13 protein-coding genes and 1 tRNA gene are annotated in these 14,805 nt (G+C 62.9%); 4 read left to right on the top strand and 10 right to left on the bottom strand.

The genetic code is table 11. The features are described from left to right. Nucleotide 1: 1 nt before the first annotated feature. The 8 genes from pilM to JSS27_13300 form a co-directional block, all read right to left on the bottom strand. The gene (pilM, locus tag JSS27_13335; protein ID MBS0209925.1) at nucleotides 2-1,051 is read right to left on the bottom strand and encodes a pilus assembly protein PilM; all 1,050 of its coding nucleotides are present in this window, start codon (nucleotides 1,049-1,051) and stop codon (nucleotides 2-4) included. A 53-nt stretch (nucleotides 1,052-1,104) separates the two neighbouring features. Beyond that, on the bottom strand, nucleotides 1,105-1,698 hold the full coding sequence (locus JSS27_13330; protein MBS0209924.1) for a hypothetical protein: 594 nt from the start codon (nucleotides 1,696-1,698) through the stop codon (nucleotides 1,105-1,107). Between the two features lie 3 nt (nucleotides 1,699-1,701). Next, nucleotides 1,702-1,944, bottom strand: a complete 243-nt coding sequence (locus tag JSS27_13325; protein MBS0209923.1) for a hypothetical protein — start codon at nucleotides 1,942-1,944, stop codon at nucleotides 1,702-1,704. A 29-nt stretch (nucleotides 1,945-1,973) separates the two neighbouring features. Continuing rightward, nucleotides 1,974-3,497, bottom strand: a complete 1,524-nt coding sequence (locus JSS27_13320) for a hypothetical protein (protein ID MBS0209922.1) — start codon at nucleotides 3,495-3,497, stop codon at nucleotides 1,974-1,976. Then, nucleotides 3,494-4,303, bottom strand: coding sequence for a prepilin-type N-terminal cleavage/methylation domain-containing protein (locus tag JSS27_13315; GenBank protein MBS0209921.1), 810 nt, complete (start codon nucleotides 4,301-4,303; stop codon nucleotides 3,494-3,496). Before JSS27_13315 ends, JSS27_13320 begins: the two co-directional genes overlap by 4 nt. Nucleotides 4,304-4,322: 19 nt before the next feature. Continuing rightward, the gene (locus JSS27_13310; GenBank protein MBS0209920.1) at nucleotides 4,323-4,937 is read right to left on the bottom strand and encodes a type II secretion system protein; all 615 of its coding nucleotides are present in this window, start codon (nucleotides 4,935-4,937) and stop codon (nucleotides 4,323-4,325) included. Between the two features lie 201 nt (nucleotides 4,938-5,138). Then, nucleotides 5,139-6,062 carry a carboxylating nicotinate-nucleotide diphosphorylase gene (gene nadC / locus JSS27_13305; GenBank protein ID MBS0209919.1) on the bottom strand — a complete coding sequence of 308 codons (924 nt, stop codon included), beginning with the start codon at nucleotides 6,060-6,062 and terminating at the stop codon, nucleotides 5,139-5,141. Nucleotides 6,063-6,298: 236 nt separating this feature from the next. After that, on the bottom strand, nucleotides 6,299-7,420 hold the full coding sequence (locus JSS27_13300; protein MBS0209918.1) for a flippase-like domain-containing protein: 1,122 nt from the start codon (nucleotides 7,418-7,420) through the stop codon (nucleotides 6,299-6,301). Nucleotides 7,421-7,817: 397 nt separating this feature from the next. Between JSS27_13300 and JSS27_13295 the strand changes: the two genes are divergently transcribed. After that, a tRNA-Ala gene (locus tag JSS27_13295) sits at nucleotides 7,818-7,890 on the top strand. 186 nt (nucleotides 7,891-8,076) lie between these two features. Here the strand turns inward: JSS27_13295 and JSS27_13290 are convergent. Continuing rightward, on the bottom strand, nucleotides 8,077-9,174 hold the full coding sequence (locus tag JSS27_13290; GenBank protein ID MBS0209917.1) for a plasmid pRiA4b ORF-3 family protein: 1,098 nt from the start codon (nucleotides 9,172-9,174) through the stop codon (nucleotides 8,077-8,079). A gap of 91 nt (nucleotides 9,175-9,265) precedes the next feature. Here JSS27_13290 and JSS27_13285 point away from each other — a divergent pair, with 91 nt between their 5' ends. The 3 genes from JSS27_13285 to JSS27_13275 all read left to right on the top strand — a co-directional run bounded on the left by JSS27_13285 (nucleotide 9,266) and on the right by JSS27_13275 (nucleotide 12,338). Further along, a complete protein-coding gene (locus JSS27_13285; GenBank protein ID MBS0209916.1) occupies nucleotides 9,266-9,445 on the top strand; it encodes a hypothetical protein in 180 nt (59 codons plus the stop codon). 506 nt (nucleotides 9,446-9,951) lie between these two features. Then, on the top strand, nucleotides 9,952-10,509 hold the full coding sequence (locus JSS27_13280; protein ID MBS0209915.1) for a DUF2760 domain-containing protein: 558 nt from the start codon (nucleotides 9,952-9,954) through the stop codon (nucleotides 10,507-10,509). A 32-nt stretch (nucleotides 10,510-10,541) separates the two neighbouring features. Then, nucleotides 10,542-12,338 carry an Hsp70 family protein gene (locus JSS27_13275; protein ID MBS0209914.1) on the top strand — a complete coding sequence of 599 codons (1,797 nt, stop codon included), beginning with the start codon at nucleotides 10,542-10,544 and terminating at the stop codon, nucleotides 12,336-12,338. A 152-nt stretch (nucleotides 12,339-12,490) separates the two neighbouring features. On the opposite strand, the gene priA is transcribed toward JSS27_13275, so the two are convergent. Then, a complete protein-coding gene (gene priA, locus JSS27_13270) occupies nucleotides 12,491-14,770 on the bottom strand; it encodes a primosomal protein N' (GenBank protein MBS0209913.1) in 2,280 nt (759 codons plus the stop codon). Between the last annotated feature and the right edge of the window lie 35 nt (nucleotides 14,771-14,805).

Raw genomic sequence — 14,805 nt, 5'->3', positions numbered from 1 at the left:
GCTATTCGGTTGGCCTCAGCGCCAGGCCGATGGCCACATCCCATTGCGTGTTACGCCCGGCGAGCGGGGTCGACTCGAAACTGCGCAGCGGGTTTCCCAATTCACACTTGGCATTCAGCGCCGTCGACATCCGCTCGGCCAGCACCGAGGTCGCTTCGCCGCCCGCCAGCACCACGCGCTGCAGCGCCTGGCCGCGAAAGGTGACGTTGTGATAGCGTATGCACAGGGCGACTTCACCCAATAAGCGCTCCAGCACGGGGCGAACCGCTTCGTTCACGCTCCGCGCGACTTCAGGATCCTGCTGATCGACGCGCCGGTCGCCATTGTGACGTCGCAGGCCCCAGGCGTCGGCCACGGTCATCTTCAAGCCGCGGGCCAGCGCCTCGTCGAAGTGCCGACCGCCGATATCGATATATTTCAAGAACGAGACTTCATCGTTCCGGGCGATCATTACCGTCGTGCTTGAATTGCCGACGTGGACGTACATCACCCGCTGGTCGCGATCGTTGTCGCGGCGATATTGCAATTCGTAACAGCGCAGCAAGGCGCTGGCTTCCAACTCGACCGCGCGCGGGCGGAAACCAGCGTCCTCGATCAGTTGCAGACGCTCGTCCAGGATCGGTCGATGGCAAGCGGTAACAATCACCTCGCGACGAACCGCGTCGCCTTGTCGCACGTCGGCGGCTTCGATGAATCGCAGTTCGGTTTCCTGGGCCGGAAACGGCAACCGCGCGCTCATCTCCTGATGGACCGAGGGTTCGATGTCGCCGCCAGCCGCCGGCTTGGCCACGCGGACATTTTGCACGAACAACTCGCTGGCTCCCAGGCAGATCACCGCGTCGCGGCCGCGGAATTTGCGCCCTTCGCGAGCTTGTTGCAAGGCGCGGACCAGTTGGCCGCGCGCGTCTCCCTGGGCATCGAATGGCAAATCCCAGCGAACCGCGTCGACGATCTGAGCGCGGTCATGATCCAATTGCACCAGCTTGAGCGCGCGCGTGCCCAGATCGATGCCGATCGAACCGCATTGGCGCTTGGTGAGTAATCGAATCATGACCGTTCAACTTTTTCGGAAAAACAACTGGCGGCAGGCTGCCAGAACAGTGTTCAGCTGCCACTGACAATGGCTGACGACGGAGCCGTGGCTTGCAAAGCCTCGACCGTGGCCAGCCCGGTGATCGGGTTCACGCGGACAAATTGGTAAAGTTGCGCGGCGCCCGAGCCCGTGGTCAGCCAAATGACCGTCTCGTCGACTTGCGTCGTCTGGCCATAAGCGGCGAACTCGACTTGCGTGCGAGGAGCCGGCGTCGAGCCGTTGCTTCCCACTGCGTACAAGGTGACGTTGGCGCTGGTGTCGGGCAGATTGCCCAGCAACGTATATTGCCGCGTCGCCGTGTCCTGGCCGGTGTAAAACGCCGTCGAAGGGAGCGTCGCCAGCGTGTTATTGGCGCCGGAGTATTCGAGGTAATACAGGTTGTTGGTCGTGTCGAACGTATAGCGATAGGTGTCGTTATTGGTCACGGCCAGGCTCCGCGCCCGGGCCATGTCGGCGGCCACCAACTGGCACGCCGACTGCAATTGGGTGGCCAATTGCGGCGTGCCGCTGACAATCAATACGCCGGCCAGAATGGCGCAAATCAATAGCGTCATGGCGACTTCCACCAAGGTGAGTCCCGCGGGAATCGTGCGACGCTTGAACATGACTTACTTCTTCTTTTCGACGATGGTGACAGGTAGTCCGGAGCGGAGCAGCGCATTCTGCTCGCGCAGTTGACGGTTGACTTCCTTGAGCTGCGAAATGATTTCGTTGTTCTGATCGATGGCGCTGGCGAACGGAGGGTTCACTTGCGGCGCTTGTGCCGAAAGTACGCCATAAAACCCTAGCACACAGAAAACCAATCCTAGGGGGAGCCAGTTTCCCCGGCGAAACGTGCGGTTTTGGCTCATTTCAGACTCCTTCTGCCCTGGTGAGGCGGCTAGTTCATCGTCCAGCTCAACACGGTCCACCGCAGCCCCGGGTCGGAGCTCGAAGCGACGTAGACCGTGTTCGACTGGTCTTTCCATTGATAGTTTACCGAACTTTGCTCGGGCTGGATCGTCAGAATCGGCTGCGGCTGCATGCCGAAGGCTGACAAGTAAATCGGATAATAGGTGACATTGCTGGCGTTGTACCAGTTCCAAAGCCAGTTCCACCAGGTGTTGCCGAGTTGCCAATCGGTTCGTTCCTCGACCTGCACGCCACCAACGATCATCCGACCTTGAAAGTCGAACTTGGTTGATGATTTCCCCTGCTGGATGTCAAAGTTGCTCCACAGCGCGATCAAGCCGCGCACCGTGGCGCTGGCTTGCGACGCCACGTACAAATTGCCGTTACTGACCATCACTGGCAACTGAATGGGTGTGGTCGTGCCACTGAGCGCCGGCAGCGAGGCCGCTTGCAACGTCACGTTCTGACCGGTGATGTTGACATCACCCGAGGCAATGATCATCCCGGTGACGTTGACGTTGCTGCTGATGGTCAACGTGCCGCTACGCTGAAACAGCCCCAGGGGATTGGTCTTGGGATCGGGTGCCAGGGTCGTATTGGCCAGCGTCGATGACAATGCCGGAACCTGGTAGTACAGTCCCCCAGGGTAAAGCTGATAGGCGGCAATCGTGCCCGGGTAGCTCCAGTTCGACGTTGACGACGAGCTGGTGTATGAAATCGATCCCCCCATCGTCGACGTGATCAGGGTCGCCGTGGGTGAATTGATGCGGTTGCTGGGCACGAACAGCGTGCCGGTCAACGGCCGCATGTCGGCATAGCCGTTCGAGCGCATCGCATTCAGGTCGGAGAAATACTGGCTATTGCCGCTGTTGCTTGGCGGGTAGCTGTCGCAGAAGCGGACGTTCCCCTGGATGCGTAGATCGCCGGAGATTTGACACGGCAATTGCAGCTCGAACGTACTGGTCCCGGTCTGGTAGACGGTGTAGTTGAGCGCCGTGGTCAGGGCCGTCGGATCGGTTGGCACTTGCCGGGGCATCAACCGCACCACCGCGGTCACGGTGTGCTTGGCCGAAATGGTGGGCCGCGCAGGATCGGTCGCGGTCCCCACCGACGTGATCGTCACGCGATATGGATAGTCGCTGTAGTTGGCGCTCGACGTCGTCAGGGTAGGATCGCCGGTCGCGTACCGGGCGACGAACGACTGGCTGGTGGCCAGCGTGCCACTCACGCTGCTGTCCATGCCCCCCCAGTCGGTCTGGCTCATCTTGCGCAGCGCCATCGAGAATCCAGCCAATGCCGCCTGAGACGAGAGATTATCGAGGTTGGCGTTGCCTTGTACCGAAACCAGCGTCGTCTGGGAACGCAGGGCGATAAACGAAACCGTCAACACCACGGCCAGCATCGACAAGACCATGATCGTGGCAAAGCCGCCGCGCGGGCCGGTCGGTCGGCGACCTGGCCCTTCGAGAAGCGCATCGGTAGTCGTCAGGTTTTCCAACTTCAACTCGTTCATGGGGTCAACAAGGAGTAAATGGCCTGGGAACCGAACACTGGAATCGGCAATTGGCCGCTGGTGTCTTGCTGGCCCGTTTTGCTGGCTGGCATCAATTGCAATTCGCTCCGCAGCCAGACTTGCCGCATGCCGAACAGCGACGAGTACAACCCCTGCGGCCAAGGCAAGTTTGCCCAGGTGATGCTGCCCCCTTGGTAGGAAGTGATATTCGCCAGCGACGGCGTCACGGTCAGTTCAAAGCGGACGACGCCGCGCGTCTTGGACATCGAACTCGGCGCGCTGCCCGTCACGGTCGCCGTGCGCAGCAGCGTGGTCAGCGTGGTCTTCTTGCTGGTCGAGGCCATCTTGAGGCCGTCGAGCGCCGTCTTCCACGTGCTCGTCTGCAACGTGGCGTCGAGCGGAATCGTCCGGTTGTCGCTCGGCGCGGTCAGCTCGATCAACGTGCCCGGCGTGGTGGGATCGAAGCAATAGAAGTAAACCTCGCTGATCAACGGGGGGCCGTTCACGTTGGCCGGCGTGCCGGCCGGCCGCCAGACCAACAGTGTATCGGGATAGCGGTAGGTGCCCAGCGTCTCGACATAAACCGCCACGCCTGGGTGACCGGGCGCGGTATATGCGCCGGCGATTTGCTGGTTGATTCGCTCGAGCGCAACGCGCCCGTGCTGCAAGGCCGTGCCGCGGTCATAGGTGTAGTTCGACGCTTGCTGCATGGCCATCGACACGGCCGAAATGGTGCCGGCGATGATCGTCATGATCGCGACGGCAATCATCAACTCGACCAGCGTCAAACCTCGGCGTCGGCCCATGGGCCGCGCGCCGCGTAAATTACGGCGCAGGCACATAGGAGAATACTCTTGAGAACGAAGCCAGCGTTTGCTGTCCCAACTTGGGATCGTTGTACAAAATTTGAATCTGCGTCAGCCGATAGTAGGTCGTCGTGCCGTTGGTGATCGGCGTGCTGGGACTGTTCGCCTGGACGTACGATACCGTGGCTTTCTGCGTGAAACGGTTGAGATATCCCGACGCCAGACTGAAGGCTGGATCGCGCGTGCTGCCGTCCCCGTCGTCGGTCGTCAGCGGAATGCCCCAATAATCGGTCGGCGGCGACAAGAGCACGCCATTGAAATCGTCGATGTCGTTGTACTGCCGTCCGGGCAAAGCCGCCTCGCCGGCACTCGGCCCCAGGTACGTATCCGTCGGCGTGTCACCAGGCACCATGTACATCTTGCCGCACTGCTCGTCGAGCAGTTGCTGAGCGAGCCCCAGGGCGATCTGCGAATTCACGCTGCTATCGACCGTCTGGCACGATTGGGCAATCGACAGCAAGGCCGCCGTACTGGCGATGCTCATCACCGCCATCGCCACCGTGGCTTCGACAAGCGTGAAGCCGTCGCGCACGCGGCGCGTGTTTCGCCCGGCGGGAGTTCGATGAAATCGCATCGCTGCGGCTCGTTGGAGACGGTTGTCAGGCCAAGGGTTTCGGAGCCGGTGCGCGCGCACCACTCCCCCTTGCCACAACACAAAACTAGGTTGCCGAGCCCGGCGGGCAAATGCCCTTGGTCGAGCTTCAGCGCACGAGATGGTCGAGCCGGCATAATCGATATAACCGGCCCGACGGGCGACGCTTTGAGCGGCGGCGGTCTAGAGCCAGTCGAGGCCGACGTCGAACCACGCGGCCGAATGAGTGAGCGCCCCGGCGCTGATCCGGTCGACGCCCGAGCGCGCCACGGCCGCCACGGTCGACAGATTGATCCCCCCGGAAGCCTCCAACTCGACGTCCAGCGCCAGTTGGTTGCGCAACGCCACGCATTGAGTCAGCAGCTCCGGCGACATGTTGTCCAACAACACAATGTCCGGCCCCGCGGGCAGCACTTCGCGCAACTGCTCGATCCGGTCGACTTCGAGCTCGACCAGCAACGGCTTTCCTTCGGGCAAACCGGGTGAGGCGACGAATTGCCTCGCTCGAGCGACCGCCTCGGCCGGCGTGAAGCGAGCGCCCGTTTGTGCCTCGCTTCCAAATGCCAAGTGGTTATCCTTGATCAACACGCCGTCGAACAAACCGATCCGATGGTTGTATCCGCCGCCGCAGCGCACGGCGAACTTTTCGAGCCGCCGCCAGCCGGGCGTCGTCTTGCGCGTGTCGTAAATCCGCGTCTTGGTCCCCGCCACGGCCTCGACGTATTGCGCAGTCAACGTGGCAATGCCCGACAGGTGACCGATGATGTTCAGAATGGGCCGCTCGGCCGTGAGCAAGCTGCGGGCAGCGCCCGACATTTCGGCTATGACGTCCCCTGCCCTGACTGCTCCGCCGTCGGCCACGCGCGCCTGCCAGACGGCCCGCGGATCGTACTCGGCTAAGGTGAGCCGGGCTGCCTCGACGCCGGCGATCACGCCTGGGCGGCGAGCAACGACCTGGGCCCGCGCCTCGGCCCCTTCCGGCACCAGGGCAACCGTGGTCCAATCGTAGAACCGATCGAGATCCTCGCGAATGGCCAAGCGGACCAGTTGGCGGCAATCGTCGGCCAGCCGGTCATCCCATTCAAGTTGCCGGTAATCGCGCTGCATGACACTTTGCCAGGGTCCAACGTGGAAGCGTCCGTGATTATCACCCGAGCCTGGGCGGCGAATCAAGCAGTCGCCGAAGTCGTCAGACGCGGGTGAGACTTCAAAGGGTAGCACCGACAACTTGTTGTCGGTGTCGCACAGCGACAAGAGGGGAATGGATCACTACCTCGATCTCTCTTGCGGCTGCGCCACCCGGACAAGCAAGTTGTCCGGGCCACCCGAGCGCACAAAGAGATTCACCGCGCCGGCTTTTGCATCGTCTTCGAGACGATCGATCCCGAGGCCGCGTTCACCCCGTCGAGCGAGTTGGCCGCCGACGTCTGGGACATTTCTTCCAACGCCGCCTCGGCCGCCGCCTCGCTGGCGGCCCCTTCTTGCAAGGCCATGCTCAGTTGATTGCGATTCGACAGATAGAACGCCACGCCGACCGCGGCGATCGAGATGGTGATCACTCGGTAAACCAACGCCACGAGCAGCCCTTGGCTGGCGGCCACGGCGCCATCGGTGGGAATCTGCTGGTACAGGTACCCGAGCACCCCTTCAAAAGCGCCGAGCCCGTTGACCGGCAACGGTAGGACACCCGTCACGTTGGCCAGCGGAATAATCACGAAATGCTCGGCCAGCGTCGGTGCCACGCCGGGCAGCCCTTGCGAAATGAAATACAACCCCACCGTAAACGCGCCGTGGACGCCCAGACTGTAGAGCATGCCTTCGGCCAACACGCGCGGATTGCGGCGATACATCCCCAAGGCACCGATCAGCCGGCGGACAATGTGACCACCGTGCGACGGCGCCACCAGCCAGCGGCGAATCGGCCCCGGACTGGCCAGCACGGCCAAGATCAGCGTGCCGACCGCGGTGGCGATCAACGTGCCGCGACAGATCACACGAATGTCCGACTGCGGCGACTGCCAATAGCCGAACAAAACGATGAAGAACGACGCGAACAGGAACAAGGCATATAGTCCCATCGCCCTGTCGACGATCACCGTGGCGGCCGCTTCGGAGCCGCGCTTGGGCTGCTCGCGGGCCAGAACCACCGCCTTGACCAGATCGCCCCCGACGGCGCCGAGCGAAACAAAGTTGAACAGATAGCCAAGAAATCCCAGCCGCAACGCATCGCGGTGGGTGAACGGCATGTCGAGGGCCAGGACCAGCAACCGCCAGCGGACGATTGTCAGCACCACGCCCAAGAAGCAGCAAGCCCAGGCGGCCGCGAGCATTCCCCAGTGCTTGGGTTCGTCGACCAGCCGCTTCAAATCGCCCCACGAGCCATAGATCAAATAGGCGATGATGCCGAGCGAGACGCCGTATTTGAGCAGGCCGATGGCCCACGTCTTGATGCGAGCGGAAGTCAACGCAACGTACTCCCCAAGGATCGGGCCTCGTCGCCGGCCGACGAGCTAGCTCGATTTTAATTCGCTAGCAGTCGAAACGTGCTGAAGGCGGTTGGCGAAAAGGACCGAATTATCAAGAATCGCTCGCCGACGCAACCCAGGTCGTCGGGCGAGCGCTGCTGGCAGCGTGACGTAAGAACCGACGCCGGGCCAGATTGAGGGCGTTGTCGTGGGACGCTGGTGCGCCACGGCGGGTGTCGTCCTTGACAGTCTGAGAAGTGATTGATAAGTTTGGCTTTTTGCGACCGAAAGGCCAAACTGGGCTAGCGGTTAGGGCGATTTCGCCTGCCGCGGCCAGGGTTGGTTTTGGTCGCAGAACGAGGGTCTCGGGCTGCGGCCCGGTTCCCAGCCCAAGTGCGGGGGATTAGCTCAGTTGGGAGAGCGCTTGCATGGCATGCAAGAGGTCAGGGGTTCAAGTCCCCTATCCTCCATTTTTCGGCTTCGCCGAAAAATAGAGCGTCGAGAATAGAAAGTAGTGAGGAGACAAGGCCAAAAGGCCACGATTGAAGCGAGCGACTAAGTGAGCTAATCGCCCACTCGACTCGGTCTCCCTTCCACTCACCACTCTCTGAAAACGAATCAAGCCACCGGCCAACCCCGGTGGCTTTTTTTTGTATCTAGCCGTACTGCGGCGGGCTGCGGCCGATGCGCTTCGTCACGCGCGGGTACTCTCCGCTCGGCTCCTTCTCACCAATTGCTTCGACTTGGATGGTGTGCCACCAGTCGTCACCAAAGTCGAACCAGTAGCCAAACTGCCGGCCGACCTCCAGCGTCAGCGAATCGAGCGTGGTCTCTTCGACGTAACCAGTGGGATCGTTCCCCATTGGGTCAGGCCCCAGGTTAACGCCGTAGCGAAGTCCGTCCGGGTCCATCGGCCCCTCGCCAAACTGAAACTCGTACAGATGTTCGTCTTCGCGGCCAAAAGCGTCGAAAATTGCTCCGTGCAGGTCCATCAATGTCTGGTCGCCGCGAATTTCGATGGTCCGCTCGACCTGCGGATTCTTCTTTACGAACGCTTCGGTCATGGGACCGCCCGTGAGCCAAACGGCGAGCGTATAGACGCGGCCAGTTTCCGCTGGCTTATCGCCCTGGGGTGCACCTCGTTTTGCTCGCTTGGCCTGGCGAGATTTTGACGCTGATTCGAGAGTCTCGTCACCGAATCCAATATTATCGGGACCGCCAAAAATCTTCGGAGCAAGTTCCTCGATGGCGGCCGAAAGTCGATCGGCGGGCACATAGGGAATCAAGCCTTGCTCGTACGCCACCACTTGCGCTTCGCGAGGCGCGTCTCGGATGTCCATAGCAAAGCCGTTGACAGAGAGAATCCAGGTGAGCGGATGCTGGTCGATCACACTGGGCAACAGCCACTCGGGGTCGAACTGGTTGGTATTGAAGAGGCGTCTGATCGTGGCCGCCTTGGCGCAGGCCGTCCCTTCGCTGACTCCAAAGGCCTTGGTCACTTCGGCCATTTTCATGTGCGGCGTCTGACTCGGATCGCTCAAAAAGTTGAGCAAGCCGATCTCTCGCACAATGCCACACGCCCAACTACTCGGCTTGCCGCTCGTGAGGGGCGAAGGACGCTTGCGCGCCAATTTATCGGCCAACTTGCCGCACAAGATGGCATAGTCGTGGTTCAAATGATCACGGCAGAACTGATCGAGCAGCTCCTTGACGGCTCGCAACGCTTCCTTGTTCTTGTCGGTATCTTTGGCCATGTTTCAGTCCCTTTGGTAATGGCGACAAGCGATCTGACAACCAGTAGTTGTGTTCGATTATGAAGCGCGAGAAGATTATCGAACAGCGTGAATGCGACGTTATTTCAAAGGATCAACCACGAAATGGCCAACAAAGGGCGTGGGACGGTGCGGCGACGAAGAAGCCGAACCTGCAAAAGAAGATGACCCGGAACAAGACATTCGCGAAGTTGGGGGAGAAGAGCATGCGAAATGCTTCAGTGTTCGCCCGTTGGCCGGTAGTGGTGATTGACACTAAAAGTGCTGGGTGTAAAAAAAGATGGCTTGAGGTGCCGGCGCGATGATCGCGCCTTCCTGTCAGGTGGCGGCAGCGGGGAGGGTTAGGTCGCTCCCTCTCATTAGCCATCGCACTCGATCTATTCCATTGCGCAATGCCGCTCGGCGCGCAAGTTCTTGGCGGCGTTTCGGTTCGCTCTTCCTGCCTCGCCCAAGAGCGGTCCCCCCTAACGGCTCGGGGGTTGAGAGGGTAAGTTTGTTCTCAGCAGCTTAGAGCGTCTTTCGAGTCGCTGCGTGCCCGAACAAGCCGTCATTCCCGCGCAGGCGGGAATCTAGTGGTTGCGGTTACCCTCTAGATTCCCGCCTGCGGGGGAATGACGGAATCAGGGCTGGCAATTGGTTACTCGTTCCGAAGCGGCTTCCGTTGCCGTGAATGGTGGCCAGCTCATCCGCTTAGAAAACGCCTCGATGCTCCCGTGAAGTAAAAACCTCTCTTGCCCCCTGACCCCGGCAGAAACCTCTATGTCCCGAATTGTCCTCGCGTTCCGCGCGTTCTTCGCCATTCTGTTTAGTGCTGAAAAGGCAACGCAGGTCGAGCAATGCCTGCTCGGCCATACGCTAGCCCAGGCCGCGACAACGCCCCAGTCTCAGGCTGCAACCAAGCCAACGCAGTCGGGCGTCAAGCCAACCCAGGCCACCGGGGCCGAAGCCTTGGCCCTGTTGGCGGCCTTGCAGCGCGAATCGCGGTTGATCGATCTCTTGAAAGACGACATCAGCGGCTACAGCGACGCGCAAATCGGCGCGGCCATGCGCGACGTCCATCGCGGCGCGGCGGGGGTGATCGAGCGGATATTCGCCCTGCGCCCGGCCGTCGACGGCGCCGAGAACAGCGATGTCACGGTGCCGGCGGGCTATGACGCCGCGCGGTATCGACTGGTCGGCTCGGTGTCGGGTCAGCCGCCGTTCACCGGCCGGCTGTGCCATCACGGCTGGCAGGCCACGGCGGTGCAACTGCCGGCCCACACCGGCAGCGCCGACTCGGCCAAGATCGTCGCCCCGGCCGAAGTCGAGCTGCGCTAAGCGCGGAACCCACCAGCAAGGAGCGACCGGCCATGGCCGCGAAATATGTGATCGGTATCGACCTGGGCACGACGAACAGCGTGCTGGCCTACGCGCCGCTGGCTGGTGAAGCGCCAGCGATCGAGGTCTTGCCGGTACCCCAGTTGGTGGCGCAGGGAACCATTGAAGCCCGGCCGCTGTTGCCGTCGTTTTTGTACCTGGCCGCCGAGCACGAGCAGGCCGCGGGCAAGTTCGACGTTCCCTGGGCCGCCCAGCGTGACTACGCCGTCGGCGAGTTGGCGCGACGCCAATCGGCCGACGTGCCGACCCGCACCGTAGCGGCGGCGAAAAGCTGGCTCAGCCAAAGCCGCTTCGATCGCCGTCAGCCGTTATTGCCGTTCGGTGCGCCGGCCGAAGTACACAAGGTGTCGCCCGTCGAGGCGGCGAGCCGCTACCTGAAACATTTAGCCGATGCCTGGCACGCGGCGATGCCCGACGCGCCGCTGGCCGAGCAGAAAGTGGTCCTCTGTGTGCCGGCCTCGTTCGACGCGGCGGCCCGCGAGCTGACGCGCGAGACGGCTCTGGCCGCCGGGCTGCCCGAGCAACTGACGCTGCTCGAAGAACCGCAAGCGGCGGTGTACGCCTGGCTGGCCGAACAGGGGGATCGCTGGCGCAAGCAACTGAAGGTGGGCGACGCGTTGCTGGTGGCCGACGCCGGCGGCGGCACGACCGACTTCACGTTGATTCGCGTCCTCGAAGAAGGGGGCGAGCTGGTGTTGCACCGCGCCGCGGTCGGCAACCACCTGCTGGTCGGCGGCGACAACATGGATTTGGCCCTGGCGCATCATTTGACCGGGGCGTTTGGCGACAAGGGAGTGCAACTTGATCCCTGGCAGTCGGTATCGCTGTGGCACGCCTGTCGCGCGGCCAAGGAATCGCTGCTGGCTCAAGATGGACCGGACAAGCAGGCCGTCAGCGTCTTGGGTCGCAGTAGCAAACTGATCGCCGGCACGATCTCGGTCGACGTGGCGCGCGAGGATGTCTCGCGGTTGCTGGTCGAAGGCTTTTTTCCCCAATGCCAGTTGAGCGACAAGCCAGCCCGGCGCGCCGCGAGCGGCTTCCGGCAATTGGGCCTGCCCTATGAGGCCGACACCGCCATCACGCGCCACCTGGCCGATTTCCTATCGACCGCCGGCATCAGCGCCAACGAGCCGGCGCGGCCGACACACTTGCTATTCAACGGTGGAGTGTTCAAGTCGAACGTACTGCGCGAGCGGCTGTGCGGCGTGCTTGCCGGCTGGTTCGGCGCGGGGGCGGCGCCGCGCGTGCTGGACGAGGACGCCGACTTGGACCTGGCCGTGGCCCGCGGAGCGGCTTACTACGCGCTGGCCAAACACGGGCGGGGGATGCGTATTCGCGGCGGCACGTCGCGGTCGTACTACGTGGGGGTCGAGACGGCGGGTCTGGCCATTCCCGGCGCGCCGCGGCCGCTGAACGCACTGTGCGTGGTGCCGTTCGGCATGGAGGAAGGGACCGAGACCGACGTGCCGAGCGAGGAGCTTGGTCTGGTCGTCGGCGAGCAGGCGCACTTCCGCTTCTTCAGCTCGGCCACGCGCCGCGACGATCGGCCGGGCACGCAACTCACGCGCTGGCGCGACGACGAATTGATCGAAACCGACTCGCTGGTGGCAACGCTGCCGGCGGTCGAAGACCTGCGCGAGCCGTACATTCCCGTGCGGTTTCACTCGCGGATCACCGAGCTGGGCGTGTTCGAACTGTGGTGCGCCAGCACGATCTCGCCCCACCGCTGGAAGCTCGAGTTCAGCGTCCGCGACGATGCCGACGCTTAAGACTTGCCACGGAGGCACTGCGGCACGGAGTTAAGCACGGAGAAGAGAGGTAGAGAAGGCACGTCGCGAGCATTAATCGTTGAATCTACTGCCTTCAATTAAGCATTAAGCATTTGATTCCCTCCGTGCCTCTGTGACTCCGTGGCTAATCCTCAGAGCATGTTGAGCGGGTCGATGTCGATGATCCATTGCACGTGGTCCGGAACCGTCAGTTCATCGGTCGCGGCGCGCAGGCCGGCGTGCAGTTGCTCGTGCGTGGCGCTTTGCACCTGGATCTGAAAGCGATGCAGGCCGCGAATCTTGGCGATCGGCGCTGGCGCCGGCCCCAGGATGCGCGCTCCCGAGTCGATGGCCTGGAACGCCTCGCGCAATCGTTCGGTCAGGTGCTCCATGAACCCGGCCACGACTTCGTCGGCGGGCCCGCGCGCGACCAGTCGCGCCATGGCCGCGAACGGCGGGTAGTGGTGTTCCTGGCGCACTCGCAGTTCGGCCTCGGCAAACCGGGCGTAATCGTGGCGCGCGGCCGCGCGAATGGCAGGGTGATCGGGATTCAAGGTTTGCACCATCACCCGGCCCCCTTGCTCGCCGCGCCCGGTGCGCCCGGCGACTTGCACCAAGAGTTGCACGGTACGTTCGGCGGCGCGAAAGTCGGGCAAGTGCAACGCCACGTCGGCGTTGATCACTCCGACCAACGTCACGTTTGGAAAGTCGAGCCCCTTGGCGATCATCTGCGTGCCGAGCAGAATCTGCACCTCGCCCGAGCGGAACCGCGCGAGTGCCCGTTCGTGGCTGCCGGGCTGCTGCATGGTGTCGGTGTCCATCCGCTGGCAGGTGTAATCGCGGAACATCGCGCGGACGTCGGCTTCGAGCCGTTGGGTTCCGTAGCCGCCGAAAAAAATCTCGGGACCGCCGCAGCTCGGGCACTCGCGCGGCGGCGCGGTGTGATAGTCACAGTAATGGCAGCGGGCCTGGTTATCGTGGCGATGGTGCGTCAGGGCGATGTCGCAATGGGGACAGCGGATCGGCTTGCCGCAGGCCGGACATTGGATGTGCGTCGAAAACCCACGCCGGTTCAACAGCAAGATCACCTGTCCGCCGCTGCCCAGGGCGCGCTGCATGGCGTGTTGCAATTGCCGACTGATCGCGCCGGAGCGGCCTTGCTGGGCGTCGTGCCGTTGGTCGACGATCAATACCTCGGGCAAGGGGCGGTCGAGTACGCGACGCGGCAGTTCGATCAGCTCGAACTCGCCGCTGCGGGCGCGTTGCCAACTTTCCAGGGCCGGCGTGGCCGAGCCGAGCACTAGTGGCACGTGATCTTCTCTTGCCCGGCGCAGCGCGACCTCGCGGGCGTGATAGCGTGGAGCGGTTTCCTGTTTGAAGGTCGATTCGTGCTCTTCGTCCAAGACGACGATGCCCAGGTGCGGCACCGGGGCAAAGATCGCACTCCGCGCGCCGACGACCACCGGGACGCTCCCTTGGGCGATTTGCAGCCAGTGGGCGTGCCGTTCGGCGTCGCTAAGGTGGCTGTGCAGGACGGCCACACGACCGAACCGGGCGCGAAACCGATCGCAGGTTTGCGGCGTGAGGCTGATTTCGGGGACCAGCACGATGGCTTGCTTGCCGTAGCTGACCACTTCTTGAATGGCGCGGATGTAGACTTCGGTTTTGCCGCTGCCGGTGATGCCGTGCAGCAGAATCGTTTTGTGCTCGCGGGCGCGCAAGGCGGTCAGAATGGCGTCGAGGCCGCGCTGTTGATCGCCGTTGAGCTGGTGCCCGTCGGTCTGCGGCGCGGTGGGCAGCTCGTCCATCTCGCTCATCAGCCGACGCGTTTCCGAGATGATCAGCCCTTTGCGGCGCAGCGCGGTGATCGGCCCTTGGGCGCAGCCAGCCGCATTGGCCAGTTGCTTGGGCGTGAGGGGCTCGCGTGCGGCACGCAACACGTCAATCACGGCCAGTTGCTTGGTCGGCAGCTTGGCCGTGGCCAGCCTAGCGTCGATCTTCGGCGCCAGGGTCAGCAGGGTGGTCAGTCGCGTTCCCGCCGCGTCGCGCACGCCGGCCGGCAAGACGGCATCGAGCACCGTTCCCCAGTCGCACAGGTAATACTCGGCCATCCAGCGCGTGAGCCGGAGCATTGAAGGCGTGAGGAGCCGGTGCTCGTCAACAACTTCCAGCACCGGCTTCAACCGGCGACGCCCGAGGGGGCGATCGGAGACTTCGACGCAGTAGCCCATGATGCGGCGATCGCCAGCGCCGAAGGGGACGCGGACGCGGCGGCCGACTTCGACCGCGTCGCGCAACGTCTCGGGGACCAGATAGTCGAACGGCTTTTCGGGGCCGGTGGGAAAGATGACCGTGCAGACGCGCGCGGTTTCGGCGTCGTCGGCCTCCCAGGCCGGTGCTTCGGTCTCGAAGAGTTGTCGCTGCTCGCTCACGCCGTGGGCCGCCGTCCGTGATGGTCGAATGGTTG

It is taken from the genome of Planctomycetota bacterium (assembly GCA_018242585.1).
Classification (GTDB): Bacteria; Planctomycetota; Planctomycetia; order Pirellulales; family PNKZ01; genus JAFEBQ01.
The sequence above is the reverse complement of the archived record's forward strand: the minus strand, read 5'-3'. Positions and strand labels throughout refer to the sequence as shown.